Source organism: Zhengella mangrovi, assembly GCF_002727065.1.
GTDB lineage: Bacteria > Pseudomonadota > Alphaproteobacteria > Rhizobiales > Rhizobiaceae > Zhengella > Zhengella mangrovi.
Genome location: NZ_PDVP01000002.1, coordinates 290,690 through 304,649 on the forward strand (window position 1 = coordinate 290,690; position 13,960 = coordinate 304,649).

10 protein-coding genes are annotated in these 13,960 nt (G+C 66.0%); 6 read left to right on the plus strand and 4 right to left on the minus strand.

Going from position 1 to position 13,960, the window contains the following annotated elements:
* Positions 1–159 precede the first annotated feature (159 nt).
* Together CSC94_RS05230 and CSC94_RS05235 are read left to right on the plus strand one after the other, a co-directional pair.
* Complete coding sequence (locus CSC94_RS05230) at positions 160–834, plus strand: alpha/beta hydrolase (protein ID WP_099305248.1); 675 nt, start codon at positions 160–162, stop codon at positions 832–834.
* Between the two features lie 7 nt (positions 835–841).
* Entirely contained in the window at positions 842–1,504 is a 663-nt protein-coding gene (locus tag CSC94_RS05235; protein ID WP_099304496.1) for a class I SAM-dependent methyltransferase, read from the plus strand.
* Here the strand turns inward: CSC94_RS05235 and CSC94_RS05240 are convergent.
* A complete protein-coding gene (locus CSC94_RS05240; protein ID WP_099304498.1) occupies positions 1,467–2,597 on the minus strand; it encodes an anhydro-N-acetylmuramic acid kinase in 1,131 nt (376 codons plus the stop codon). The two genes, CSC94_RS05235 and CSC94_RS05240, sit on opposite strands and share 38 nt — an antisense overlap.
* A gap of 107 nt (positions 2,598–2,704) precedes the next feature.
* Here CSC94_RS05240 and tyrS point away from each other — a divergent pair, with 107 nt between their 5' ends.
* Complete coding sequence (tyrS, locus tag CSC94_RS05245; RefSeq protein ID WP_099304500.1) at positions 2,705–3,952, plus strand: tyrosine--tRNA ligase; 1,248 nt, start codon at positions 2,705–2,707, stop codon at positions 3,950–3,952.
* Positions 3,953–3,964: 12 nt separating this feature from the next.
* On the opposite strand, the gene CSC94_RS05250 is transcribed toward tyrS, so the two are convergent.
* Positions 3,965–7,282, minus strand: coding sequence for a DUF3971 domain-containing protein (locus CSC94_RS05250; protein WP_165784324.1), 3,318 nt, complete (start codon positions 7,280–7,282; stop codon positions 3,965–3,967).
* A gap of 143 nt (positions 7,283–7,425) precedes the next feature.
* Between CSC94_RS05250 and CSC94_RS05255 the strand changes: the two genes are divergently transcribed.
* From CSC94_RS05255 to CSC94_RS05265, 3 genes are all read left to right on the plus strand, one after another.
* Positions 7,426–7,893 carry a peroxiredoxin gene (locus CSC94_RS05255; protein ID WP_099304504.1) on the plus strand — a complete coding sequence of 156 codons (468 nt, stop codon included), beginning with the start codon at positions 7,426–7,428 and terminating at the stop codon, positions 7,891–7,893.
* Between the two features lie 5 nt (positions 7,894–7,898).
* Complete coding sequence (locus CSC94_RS05260; protein ID WP_099304506.1) at positions 7,899–8,717, plus strand: ferritin-like domain-containing protein; 819 nt, start codon at positions 7,899–7,901, stop codon at positions 8,715–8,717.
* 75 nt (positions 8,718–8,792) lie between these two features.
* Positions 8,793–10,082, plus strand: coding sequence for a M23 family metallopeptidase (locus CSC94_RS05265; RefSeq protein WP_099304508.1), 1,290 nt, complete (start codon positions 8,793–8,795; stop codon positions 10,080–10,082).
* 97 nt (positions 10,083–10,179) lie between these two features.
* Here CSC94_RS05265 and prfB read toward each other — a convergent pair.
* Positions 10,180–11,308, minus strand: a protein-coding gene (prfB, locus tag CSC94_RS05270; RefSeq protein WP_099304510.1) for a peptide chain release factor 2 whose coding sequence is annotated in 2 segments (ribosomal slippage) — positions 10,180–11,238 and positions 11,240–11,308 — 1,128 coding nt in all. Because the reading frame shifts where the segments join, the coding sequence is not laid out codon by codon here.
* Between the two features lie 121 nt (positions 11,309–11,429).
* Complete coding sequence (locus tag CSC94_RS05275) at positions 11,430–13,886, minus strand: penicillin-binding protein 1A (protein WP_099304512.1); 2,457 nt, start codon at positions 13,884–13,886, stop codon at positions 11,430–11,432.
* Positions 13,887–13,960: the final 74 nt, after the last annotated feature.

The window sequence follows — 13,960 nt, forward strand, 5'->3', positions numbered from 1 at the left end:
GCCCGACTGTCCTATCAAGCCGTCCGCCAGGGGCGGCACGCGCCACCTCTTAGAACCATTCTAAACGCGTTTCTAGGGAGAGCGCCAGTCCCCGTCAAGCCGCGGATGCCTTCGCCTTTCGCGCCGACCCGGACCGCCTCCAGACAAGAAGGACCGTTCATGCCCGAGGTCATTTTCGCAGGTCCCGCCGGACGCCTTGAAGGCCGTTACCAGCCGTCCAAGGAAAAGAACGCCCCGATCGCCATGGTGCTGCATCCGCATCCGCAGTTCGGCGGCACGATGAACAACAAGATCGTCTACGACCTGTTCTACATGTTCCAGAAGCGCGGTTTCACCACGCTCCGGTTCAATTTCCGCGGCATCGGGCGCAGCCAGGGTGAATTCGACCATGGCGCCGGCGAACTGTCGGACGCGGCAGCCGCGCTGGACTGGGTGCAGTCGCTGCATCCCGATTCCAAATCCTGCTGGATCGCCGGCTATTCCTTCGGCGCCTGGATCGGCATGCAGCTTCTCATGCGCCGGCCGGAAATCGAGGGTTTCATCTCGATCGCGCCGCAGCCCAACATCTACGACTTCTCCTTCCTGGCTCCGTGCCCGTCTTCAGGCCTCATCATCCATGGCGACGCCGACAAGGTGGCTCCGCCCAAGGATGTCCAGGGGCTGGTGGAAAAACTGCACCAGCAAAAGGGCATCACCATCACGCAGAACACGATGGAAGGCGCCAACCACTTCTTCACCAACCGGGAAGACGAGCTGATCGAGCACTGCTCGGACTACCTGGAAGCGCGCCTGCGCGGCGAACTGTCGGCGCCGAAGCCGAAGCGCCTGCGCTGACGCGCCGATGAGCCCCGGGCGAAAGCCGGACACGCTCGCCTACTACGATGCGCATGCCGCCGAATACGCGGAATTCTCGCGGCCGGGGCCGGCGTGGCTGCGGGACCTTGACCGGTTCTGCGCCCTGCTTGCGCCCGGCGCGCGCGTGCTGGACCTCGGCTGTGGCGCAGGTCACCTCGCACTGGACATGATCCGGCGCGGCTTCGACGTGAGCCTCATCGACGGCTCGGCCGGACTCGCACGGGAAGCGGAGAAGCGTACGGGACGCCCGGTGCGCGTGATGCGGTTCGAAGACCTTGCCGATGCCGCCGCCTACGACGGCATCTGGGCATCCGCCTCGCTGCTTCACGTGCCCGGCGATGCGCTGGGCAACATCATGAAGCGGATCAACAGGGCGCTGGTGCCCGGCGGAGTTCTTTTCTGCAGTTTCAAGGCTCTCGAGGCGGATCTCGTCGACGATCTCGGACGGCTTTACGCGGCGATGACCGTTCCACGCCTGGAAGCCATGCTCGAAAGAGCCGGCTTCACGCCGGAAGGATCCGTCGGTGAGCGCGATGGCCGGGGTGCTGATGGAAAGGCCGCTTCCTTCCTGTTCGCCTATTCACGGAAGGTGCGCGACATCCAGGCCTCTTTCACGTGGCAACCGGGCGGACCAGGATCCCCCCGCTGACCGGCTCGCGGCAGCCGGTGGTCGTCGGCCAGGTAAGCGGCAGGTCCTTCATGGCCCGGACGGCGAGATAGGCCCAGGCCTCGGCCTCCATGGAATCGCCGTTCCAGCCGAGGTCCTCGGCCAGCAGCACGGTTTCGCCATCCGGCACGACAAGCGCCTCCAGTTCCGCGCGGATGACCGCATTCTTCCGTCCACCGCCGCACAGCACCCAGGTCCGCGGCCTTTCGGGCACGTTGCGTGCCGCATGGGCAATGGCCGCTGCCGTGACGGCCGCCAGCGTGCGGGCGCCATCGGCAAGTTCCGCCGCGCCGAGAGGGTCCAGCGTGAAATCGTTGCGGTCGAGGGACTTCGCGCCCGCCCGCTCGAAGAACGGCGCCTCCATGTAGCGGGCCAGCGCGGCCCGGATTACCGCGCCTTCCGAGGCGATGGCGCCACCGTCGTCATAGGGTATCCCGGCGGCGGCCTGCACCCACTGGTCGATCAGCGTGTTGCCGGGCCCGGAATCGAAGGCCACGGGCGCGCCCTTCCTGGGCACCCAGGTAACGTTCGAAATGCCGCCGACATTGACCACCATGACCGGGAAGCCGGCCCGGCCCGGCGCCAGGGCACGCGCCAGCGCCGCGTGATAGGCCGGCACCAGCGGCGCGCCCTGCCCGCCATTGGCCATGTCGTTGGCGCGCATGTCGAAGACCGTCGCGATGCCGGTCGCCCTCGCCAGCGCGGCACCATCGCCCAGTTGCACGGTCAGTCCCTCCTGCGGGCGATGCAGCACGGTCTGGCCATGAAAGCCGATGCAGCCGATGTCCGCAGCACACCATCCATGGGCGGCGAGAAAGCCGTTCACCGCCTCGCCGTGGCGCCGGGTGATCTCCGCCTCCAGGCCGGCGAGGTCGCCCGGGCGTTCGCCGCGCTGCCGGATCGCCTTCGCGGTGCCCAGCGATGCCTCGATACGGCGGCGGAAGGCAGCTTCATAAGGCACGAAGGCGGAGGGACCGATCTCGACGGCGGCCTCGCCGTCCGTCTCGACACAGGCGAGGTCGATGCCGTCCATCGAGGTGCCGCTCATCAGTCCGATTGCACGCGTCAGCGCCATGGAAGCCGCCCGTTCTTGTGAATCCCGCCGGGATAGTGTTAAAGCCGCGCGGGTCGGCGCGCCACCCGGCGCGGCCCATCACCACAGCTAAATCCGGAAACAAGCCGATGTCCGCCTTCAAGTCCGATTTCCTGCGCACCCTGAGCGAGCGCGGGTTCATTCACCAGACCTCCGACGACCAGGGTCTCGACGACCTGTTTTCCAAGGAAACGGTGACGGCCTATATCGGCTTCGACGCGACGGCGAAGAGCCTCCATGCGGGCTCGCTGATCCAGATCATGATGCTGCACTGGATGCAGCAGACCGGCCACCGGCCGATCGCGCTGATGGGCGGCGGCACCTCGATGATCGGCGATCCCTCGTTCAAGGACGAGGCGCGCAAGCTGCTGACGCCCGAGGACATCGACGCCAACCTGGAAGGCATCAAGCAGTCCTTCGCGCAATATCTCGATTTCGATAGCGGCAAGGCGCTGATGGTCAACAATGCCGACTGGCTGATGGGCATCAACTACGTCGAGTTCCTGCGCGACGTCGGCCGGCATTTCTCGGTCAACCGCATGCTTTCCTTCGATTCCGTCAAGCTGCGCCTCGACCGCGAGCAGTCGCTGTCCTTCCTGGAATTCAACTACATGATCCTCCAGGCCTACGACTTCGTCGAACTGAACAAGCGCGAGGGCTGCCGCCTGCAGATGGGCGGTTCGGACCAGTGGGGCAATATCGTCAACGGCATCGACCTCGGCCACCGGATGGGCACGCCGCAGCTCTACGCCCTCACCTCGCCGCTGCTGACGACATCATCGGGCGCCAAGATGGGCAAGACGGCCAATGGCGCGGTCTGGCTCAACGGCGACATGCTGAGCCCCTACGAGTTCTGGCAGTACTGGCGCAACACCGAGGATGCGGACGTGGAACGCTTCCTCAAGCTCTACACGACGATGCCGCTTGCCGAGGTTGCGCGCCTTGCCGCGCTTGGCGGATCCGAGATCAACGAGGCGAAGAAGATCCTTGCCACCGAGGTGACCGCCTTGCTGCACGGCCGGCAGGCCGCCGACGACGCCGCCGAAACCGCGCGCAAGACCTTCGAGGAAGGTGCACTGGGCGCCGACCTGCCGACGGTGGAGATCGCCGCCGGCGAGATTTCCGGCGGCATGGGCGTACTGGCCGCCTTCGTGGCAGCGGGACTGGCGGCTTCGAACGGCGAAATGCGCCGCCACGTGAAGGGCGGTGCGGTCAAGGTCAACGACCGGCCGGTTTCGGACGATCGTGCGGCGCTGTCGATGGACGACGTCAACGCCGACGGCGTCATCAAGCTTTCGCTGGGCAAGAAGAAGCACGCGCTGATCCGGCCGGTCTGACGGCGGAGGCGCCTACTTGAACTCGAAGATCGAGCGGAAGATGCCCGGCGCGATGGCCGAGATCGGGTTGACCTGAAGCTTCGGCGATTTTGCATTGCCGGACAGCTTGTAGGTGATCCCGATCAGGCCGCGGTCGCGGCCGTTGCCCAGGACATAGCCCAGCACCGGGATTTCCCCGAAAATCTTGTTGAGCCCGTAGGCCGGCATGAACGTGCCGGTGACGGACATGCGCCCCCTGGCATCGTAGAGCGTGCCCTGGAACGTGGTGCCGATGAGCGGACCGCGCAGGATGCCGCCCTTCATCGAAAGCGCGTCCTTGCCCTTGGTGATCACCGCGAAGCCGCGGTCGAACTTGACGCGGGACGTGTCGATGTCGCGCCGCACGGCGTCCGACAGGCTGCGCCCGTTGCTGCCCGGCGCCGGCGTAGACACCAGCGAGGCCAGGCGCGGTTCGTTGACGAGCCAGAAATCGCGCGCATCGACCCGGCCCGACAGCGGGCCGTTGCCGGTTCCTTCCAGGGTCACTCCCAGCCGGCCGCCCTCCATCTTGTCGTAGATATCGAGGAAGCGGAGGATCGCGCCGGCGTCGCCGGTCCGGATGTCCAGCGACCGGCTCGGCCCGCCGTCGTGGCGGATCTCGAGGGCCGACCCGGACCTTGCCACGGCCGTCAGCGACGCGGAGGCGGAGTCGGCCCCCTTGCCGGAATAGGTCAGGCGCAGGTTGCTGTAGACCTCGTCGGAAAAACCGATCACGCGGTCCAGCCGCGCGGAGACGGAGATCGGCGTTCCGCCGCCGCCATCCGGCGACGAGCCGGCATCCTCCCGCAGCGATTCCACGAGCGCGCGGGCGTCCATCGAGCTGCCTTCGACGGCGATCTGCAGGGCCTTGTTCTTGCGGCTGATCCGGACGCTGAAATCGTCGTCGCGGTTCAGTTTCACGCGGCTGAGGCGGGCCGTCACCAGGTCGCCGCCCGACAGGTCCACGTCGCCTTTCACCGCAAAGGTCTTGCCCTCGATCTGGAGGTCGCGGACGCGGGTCTGGCTGCCCTTCGTCTCCACCACGAACCGGGCCGTCGCCGGCACGCCCTTGCCCTTGGACCAGCCCATCCACGGGATGGACAGGACCGCCTTGTCGAGACTGGCCTCGATGACGCGGCGCTCGTTCGGACCGGACACCTTGACCGCGACGGGACCGGAGACCATCCCCGACAGACCGGGAGCGAGACCGGCGCGTGCCTTGTCGTCCAGTACCATCGCCACATCGACACTGGTTTCGCCGCCGGCGGCCAGCGGCTCCACCAGCGTCAGCGTCGAATCGATCCCGTTCAGCTTGCCCCTGGCCTCGATGCGCGCCTCCTTGGGATCGATGACGGCAGTACCGGTCGCCCCGGTCAGCTTCTGACCGTCGAACTCATGGTCGATCGACAGGTCCTCGAAGCCGAGATCAACTTTCCAGTCCAGCGTCGCGACGTCGGTTTCCTTGTCGACCGGAATATCGGCCTCGACCGTGCCCTTCACCTGGCCCGACAGCTTGTCAGGGGAGAAGCCGAGGCGCTTGCCGGCCTCGATGGGCTCGCGCGAGGCCAGCTCGATGATCGACGGCGCATTGCCCTCGATGTCGATCTTCAGCCGGCCGATCACCGGATTGATGTGGGTATCCTTGAAGGTGAGGACGGCATTGCTGCCCTTCACCATGCGGCCGTTGTCCATGAAGCCGGTGCCTTCGGCGAGCCGGATGGTCACATCGTTGCCGGCGAAGTCGATCGAACCGGTTGCGTCGCGCACAGGGGGAATCTCGCCGGCCACGTCGAACCGCGTGCCGGACACCTCGAAATGGCCATGGATCTCGTCCTGGTCGAAGGGGATGCCATCGGTGAGGCGGCCCGGACCTGCGGACAGTTCAAGCTCGGTGTTCTCCAGCATGCCGTCGAAGAGATTGTCCATGACCCAGCGGCGCGGGTTGGGCGCGGACAGCCAGGGCCACAGCTGCTTGGCATGGGAGACGGGAATGCGCTCGGAGCGGATGGCGAGGAAGACCGCCGGCGCCTTGTCATCGTCGAAGACCACCGTGGCGGACCCGAGCACCTCGCCGCCGGCGGTACGGATGTCCAGCGACTGCGCCTCGATGGCGCGGCTCGAGGGCCGCACCGTGCCGGCGATCCGGGCGCCGACACGCAAACCCGGTTCGGGGCTGTCCAGCGGCGCGAGGAAGACATCGTTGGCGACCAGCTCGTAACGCCACGCCGCCTCTTCGCCCGGCGTTTCCACCGGTTTCGGCCCCAGGGCGCCGGAAAACGGAATGCGCGTGCGGTTGACCAGCAGGAAGCCCGTCGGCAGGTCGATCTTGCCGCTGCCGGCGGCCAGGTCGGCCGTCACCTCGAACCTCCCCTTCAGATCGCCCGGCTGCTCGATGGCCGCGACCAGATCCGGCGCCGCGAGGTGCAGGCGCATCTTCTGCCCCTTGCCACGCGCTTCCTCGGAGCCGTCGATGTCGAGCGAGAGCCGCGGCAGGCTCAGCGAGGGGCCTCCGCCGTCCGGCACGAGATCGATGGCTCCGGTTTCCAGCTTCCCGCTCAGCCGGCTGATCGCGCCGTCGCTGCTCTCGCTGCCCTCGGCCGTGAACGTGACGGGGGTACCGGCCACGGTGATGGCACCGTCGGCGGTGAAATCGGCCCCTGCCCTGCGATGCAGTTCGGCCTTGTCGATGGCAATCCGCATGCCGTTGAGGCTGATGGAGGTGTCGACGAGCGCGATGCGGCGCGTCCCGGTCGTATCAAGGCGGGCGAAGGCATCGCGGGCCGAATCGAAGACGAAGGCCAGGACGCGATCGGGATCGATCAGCCCGTTCGCTCCACGGACCGCCGCGAAAGGATCCTCGTCAGGCTGGTCATCGGCCTGGATCGCCTCGCCTTGCGCCTTTGCACCGTTGATCCGCAGGCTGGTGACGTGGAACTCGCCATGCAGCAGGGCAAGCGTGCCGATGCCGATCTTGATGGACCGGGCGGAGGATACCGGCGAGCCGTCCGCCACGCGGCGGATATCGACGTCGCCGACCTCGAAGGCAAGGTTGAGCCCGCTGGCCATGGACAGACGCGTCCGGCCCAGCGACACGGTGACAGGGTCGCCGTAAAGCTGCCGGATGGCCGCCTCGGCCTCGCTGGATATGCGCTGCGACCCGACGCCGGCATTGATGGCAACCCAGGCTGCAGCGAAGAGCACCAGGCAAAGGCTGAAGGCGATGGCAACGCCGGAGACGGCCCAGCGGACGAATCGCAGGCGCCCGCGGCCGGACGGCGCATGGGACGATGGCAGCGAATCCAGCCGTGGCATGTCACTTCGCCGGAAGTGAACACGTGCGTGCTGACCGGGGTTACCCCCCGCTTCCTCGTTCATGCCCTATTGCCCCGTAGACGAATCCCTGAAGGATACTATAACCGTTCTGTCGCTTGGTAAGACACAAGAAGGGCAAGGATATGGCTGAAATCGACATCGGGCAGGCAGCACCGGATTTCGAGTTGCCGGCGGATGGCGGCAAGACGATGACCCTCTCCGACCTGCGCGGCAAGAAGGTGGTGCTGTTCTTCTACCCCAAGGACGACACCAGCGGCTGCACGGCAGAGGCGATCGATTTCACCCGGCTCAAGGACGCCTTCGAGGCGGCCGGCACGCTGGTCATCGGCATGTCGCCGGACAGCGTGAAGAAACACGACAAGTTCAAGGTGAAGCACGAACTGACCGTCGACCTGGTGTCCGACGAGGACAAGACGGCGCTGGAAGCCTATGGCGTCTGGGTCGAAAAGAGCATGTACGGCCGGAAGTACATGGGCGTCGAACGGTCCACCTTCCTGATCGGTCCGGACGGCAAGATCCTGCGCATCTGGCGCAAGGTGAAAGTGCCGGGGCACGCCGACGAGGTGCTCGAGGCTGCGAAGTCGGCCTGACGGCCATGCCGGCAGCTTGGGAAAGCCTGCGCGGCGGCTGCATCGCCGCGCTCGCGGCCAGCGATCTCGACGAGAAGGTGGCGGTGACGCGGGCCGTGCACCAGCGCTGGATGCAGCGCGGCCTTTCCCTGCGCAGCCCGCGGGACCCGGCCATCCCCGACCGCCCGGGGCGGCCGGACAAGCCGGACCTCGTGGCCCCGAAACTGGTGAAGAAGCGGTCCCTGACCAGCCAGCGCGGACGGATCGCGCTGATGCACGCGCTCGCGCATATCGAGCTCAATGCCATCGACCTGGCGCTCGACATCGTGGCACGGTTCACCAGCGAACCGGTGCCGCGGTCCTTTTTCGACGGCTGGATGCGCGTCGCGTTCGAGGAAGCCAAGCATTTCGACCTGTTGCGGGCACGCCTCGCCTCGCTCGGTGCAGCCTACGGCGACCTGCCTGCCCATGACGGCCTCTGGCAGGCGGCGCACCAGACCCGCAACGACCTGCATGCCCGGCTGGCGATCGTTCCCCTCGTTCTGGAGGCACGCGGCCTCGACGTCACGCCTTCCCTGCAGGAGAAACTGCGCGAGGCCGGCGACACGGAAACCGCCGACATCCTGCAGGTGATCTACACCGACGAGAAAGGTCACGTCGGCATCGGGGCCAAATGGTTCCGCTTTTTCTGCGCCCGCGACGGACACGATCCGGCACGCCGGTTCCAGGCCCTGGTGCGCGCCAATTTCCGCGGCGACGTCAAGCCGCCCTTCAATGTCCTGGCACGCGCCGAAGCGGGGCTGACACCCCTGTTTTATCAAGCGCTTGCTTCCACTTCCGGCTAGTCGCCAACGCTTTGTTAACCCTAATGGCGCTTTAATGCCTCCGCTTCGGATGCAGTGAAGAACGGATGGACAGCCGTGACCACAGACAATCGCCAGAATCCCGTTTTCGGCAAACGCAAGGAGCCGCACACGGTCATCATCGCGCGAGGAAACGAGGTCCGCCATTTCACCATACGCCCCTGGCTTGCCGCGACGCTGGGTTCGCTGGTCGCCGCCGTCTCGCTGGGCTACCTGGTGGCGACGGCCTACCTGGTCTTCCGCGATGACCTGCTGAACGGCGCCATTGCCCAACAGGCACGCCTGCAGCAGAGCTACGAAGACCGGATTTCCCAGTTGCGCACGCAGGTGGACCGGATCACCAGCCGGCAATTGCTCGACCAGCAGCTGATGGAAAACAAGGTGGCGGAACTGATCCAGCGGCAGGAATCGCTGGCGTCGCGCCACGGCCGGCTCGGCCCCCTGCTCGATCGCGCGAAGCTCGATGGACTGTCGACCGGTTCGGTCCCCGCTCCGGCCCAGCGCCCGGGTGAGAAACAGGCCGAGGCGGCGACAACGACGGATGGCAAGACCGGCCGGCTCAGCCTGTCGGACGGGGTCAAGGCCCGCTGGGCGGCGGCATCGATCCTCGAGCCCGCCACGGTCGCGAGCAGCGAGAGCGCCGCGGACCGGGCCGACCGGCTGTTCGTGGACATCAACCGGTCGCTCAGGGCCATCGAAAGCGAACAGATCTCGCGTGTCAGCAACCTGACGGCGAAGGCGAACCAGGCCGGCGACACGATCGCCGACGCGCTGGACAAGGCCGGGCTGAAAGGCGTCGACGAAGGCTACGGCCGCGAGGGCGTCGGCGGTCCGCTGCTGCCCGTCAGCAAGGCCACGGCCTTCGAAGCCCACGTGGACGAACTGGACGGAGCACTCGACCGGCTGGACAAGCTTAAGGCCAAGGTGCGGGTCTACCCGCTGGCCAACCCGGTTCCCGGCAAGAAGGTGTCGTCGCGTTTCGGCTACCGCCGCGATCCGATCCTCGGGACCAAGGCGCTGCATGCCGGCCTCGATTTCCGCGCGCCGCTCGGAACGCCAATCCGCTGCACCGGCGATGGCGTGGTGGTCCGGGCCGGCTGGGCCGGAGGCTATGGCCGCATGGTCGAGGTGCGCCACTCCGGCGGTTACATCACCCGCTACGGCCACATGAAGAAGATCCTGGTGTCCAAGGGCGACAAGGTGCGCCGCGGCACGATCCTCGGCAAATCGGGCAGTTCCGGCCGTTCCACCGGCCCTCACCTGCACTACGAGGTGCGCAAGGACGGCCATCCGCTCAACCCGGTGCGCTACCTGGCCGCCGGGAAGACGATCTCCGGGGCACTCTGACAAGTCCCCGGCCGAGCTGGATGGATTTCCGCGGACAGATGCAAAAAGGGCGGCCCGGGGCCGCCCTTTCGCTTTACCGTGGATCCGTGCGGGCCCGTCAGGCGATGTCCTCGACCGCCTGTCCGTCACTGCCCTCGATCCTGGAGGCCAGGGCCGCTTCCATGAAGTCGTCGAGATCGCCGTTCAGCACGTCGTCCGGGCTGGTGCTCTCCACGCCCGTGCGCAGGTCCTTGACGAGCTGATACGGCTGCAGGACGTAGGAGCGGATCTGGTGGCCCCAGCCGATATCGGTCTTGGAATCGAAGGCCGACTGGGCCGCTTCCTCGCGCTTCTTCATTTCCAGGTCATAGAGCCGCGCGCGCAGGGCCTTCATGGCATTGGCCCGGTTCTGGTGCTGCGACTTCTCCGACGAGGTCACCACGATGCCGGTAGGCAGGTGAGTGATGCGGACGGCCGAGTCGGTCGTGTTGACGTGCTGGCCGCCGGCGCCGGACGAGCGGTAGGTGTCGATCCGGATGTCCTTGTCCTGGATGTCGATCTCGATGTTGTCGTCGATGACCGGATAGACGCCGATGGACGAAAAAGAGGTGTGGCGGCGCGCGTTGCTGTCGTAGGGCGAGATACGGACCAGGCGATGAACACCCGATTCGGTCTTCAGCCAGCCATGGGCGTTGTGTCCCTTGACGAGCAGCGTGGCGCCCTTGATGCCGGCCTCTTCACCGTAGGCGATATCCTGCACCTCGACCTTGAAGCCCTTGCGCTCGGCCCAGCGGGTGTACATGCGCATGAGCATCTGCGCCCAGTCCTGGCTCTCGGTGCCGCCTGCCCCGGCGTGGACTTCGAGATAGGTATCCGCGCTGTCCATCTCGCCGGAGAGCAGCGTCTCGACGCGGCGCTGGGCCACTTCTTCCTCCATGGCGCGCAGGGAGGCCTCGGCATCGCGCACGACGTCGGTATCGCCCTCCTCCTCGCCCATGGCGATGAGTTCGACATTGTCTTCCAGCGATTGCTGCAGCCGCTTGATGGCCTCGATGTTGTCCTCGAGACCCTGGCGCTCACGCATCAGCTTCTGGGCTTCCTGCGGATCGTTCCACAGGTCGGGATCCTCGGAGAGGGAATTGAGATATCCCAGACGTTTTACAGCCTGATCCCAGTCAAAGATGCCTCCTCAGCAGGCTTATGGCCTGCTTGAGTTCATCGACGAGGTTCTGCGTTTCCGCACGCATGTCTTATCCGTTCCATGATCTTTCGGGTTGAAATCGGCGCGGACCATAGGAATGACCATCGCGCCTGTAAAGGAAAAAGGCGGCCGGCCGGCCGCCTTTCCCGCGATCGTCCCGCGGTGCGTCAGTAGAGGCCGCCGGCACCGCCGGAAATGGCACGGCTCGCCTGCGGCGAAATCGTCTTCGCACGTTCCTGGATACCGATGTTCTCCATGCCGATGACCGAATAGCTGTCGGCCGGACCGGTGCCGGGCTTGAAGGCTTCCATGATGACGCCCGGGCCCTCGCCGCTGGCACGCATGCCGGTCTTGCGGTCGATGGCGATGAGGTTCATGCCTTCCGGTACGGGGAAATCGACCACCGGCTTGTCCTTGAGCACCTGCTGCATGAAATCGAGGAACACAGGCGCGGCGAGGCCGCCACCGGTCGAGCCATGGCCCATCGGCCGCGGCGTGTCGAAGCCCATGTAGAGCCCGACGACCAGGTCGGGCGTGAAGCCGATGAACCAGGCATCCTTCTCGTCGTTGGTGGTGCCGGTCTTGCCGGCCACCGGGCGGCCGAGCTTGGACACGGTGACGGCGGTGCCGCGCTGGACCACGCCTTCCATCATGGAGGTGATCTGGTAGGCCGTCATCGGGTCGAGGACCTGTTCGCGGTTGTCGATCAGGTCCGGCTCCGGCTGGTTGACCCAGCTCGATGCCGTGCAGCCCTCGCACAGGCGCTCATCGTGCTTGTAGACGGTCTTTCCGTAACGGTCCTGGATGCGGTCGATGAGCGACGGCTTGATCTGCTTGCCGCCGTTGGCCATGATCGCGTAGGCGGAAACCATGCGCATGACACTCGTCTCGCCCGATCCCAGAGCCATGGGAAGATATTTCAACATGTGGTCGTAGACACCGAAACGTTCGGCATATTCTGCGACCAGGTTCATGCCCATGTCCTTTGCCAGGCGCACGGTCATCAGGTTGCGCGACTTTTCGATGCCGAGGCGCAGGGTCGACGGGCCGGCAAAGCCGCCGCCGTAGTTTTTCGGCTCCCACACGTCGTTGCCGGACTTGATCGATATCGGGCCGTCCATCACCACGGAGGCCGGGGTGTAGCCGTTGTCCAGCGCGGCGGCGTAGACGATCGGCTTGAAGGAGGAACCGGGCTGACGCATCGCCTGGGTGGCTCGGTTGAACTGTGATTCGGCAAAGGAGAAGCCGCCGACCATGGCGAGGACGCGGCCGGTATGGGGATCCATCGCCACCATGCCGCCCTCGATCTCCGGCGGCTGGCGCAGCTTGTAGGCCCCTTCCTTTTCCGTGTCCTTCTCCACGAAGACCACGTCGCCGGGCTGGAGCACGTCGGCCGGCGTGTTGGCCTTGAGCGTCTTGCCGTCCTTCTTGTGGCGCATGGCCCATTTCATGTCGGCGAGCGGAACGAAGCCGCGGGTCCGGTCCGGCGCGATCTCGCCCGACACTTCCTTCTCGGGCTGCAGGCCGATGTCGAGGCCGTCGTCACCGGCGGCCAGGACAACCGCGACATGCCATTCGGGCACGTCATAGAGGCCCTCCACCTTGGAGAGCGCGACGCCCCAGTCACCGGAAATGTCGATCTTGCTGGCCGGACCACGATAGCCGCGCAGCATGTCGTATTTCTCAAGGCCGTTCTGAAGTGCCTTGCGGGCGATGACCTGCATCGCCGGGTCGATGGTCGTGCGCACCGACAGGCCACCTTCGTAGAGCGCATCGACGCCGTAGCGGTCGATGATCTCGCGGCGCACTTCCTCGGTGAAATACTCGCCGGCGAACATGTAGGTGCCGGAGCGGCGCGGCTTGACGCCAAGCGGCTTGGCGATGGCCTCGGCGGCTTCCTCGGCGCTGATGTAGCCGTTCTCGCGCATCTGGCCGATCACCCAGTTGCGGCGCTCCAGCGCGCGCTCGGTATGACGGAACGGATGGTAGTTGTTGGGGCCCTTGGGCAGCGCGGCCAGATAGGCGGCCTCCTGGATCTCCAGCTCGTTGACCGACTTGTCGAAATAGGTCAGCGCCGCGCCGGCAACACCATAGGCGCCGAAGCCGAAGAAGATCTCGTTGAGGTACAGCTCGAGGATGCGGTCCTTGGAGAACGCCTGCTCGATTCGCAGCGCGAGAATCGCCTCGCGGACCTTGCGGTCATAGGTCTGCTTGGACGAAAGCAGGAAGTTCTTGGCGACCTGCTGGGTGATCGTCGAGGCGCCGACCGGGCGGGCGCCCGAGCCGATGTTGCGCAGGTTGGTGATCACCGCGCGGCCGAGACCGTAGATGTCGATGCCCGGATGGGAATAGAAGTTCTTGTCCTCGGCCGACAGGAAGGCCGCCTTGACGCGGTCGGGAACGGCCTTGATGGGCAGGAACAGGCGGCGCTCGCGGGCATACTCGGCCATCAGCACGCCGTTCGAGGCATGGACACGGGTGGTGACCGGCGGCTCGTACTTGGCGAGCACCTCGTAATCGGGAAGGTCCTTCACGAGGTTTCCGACATAGACCGCGACGCCGGCGGCCACGAGGAGCGCCATCGCGATACCAATGCCGAAGAAATATCCAATCAGCCTGAGCATGTCTTGTTCCGGGATCCTTGCGTCATGGCCGTAACGGCCGGGCTTCATGGCCTGAGAGGCCGGGCTTCGTGACC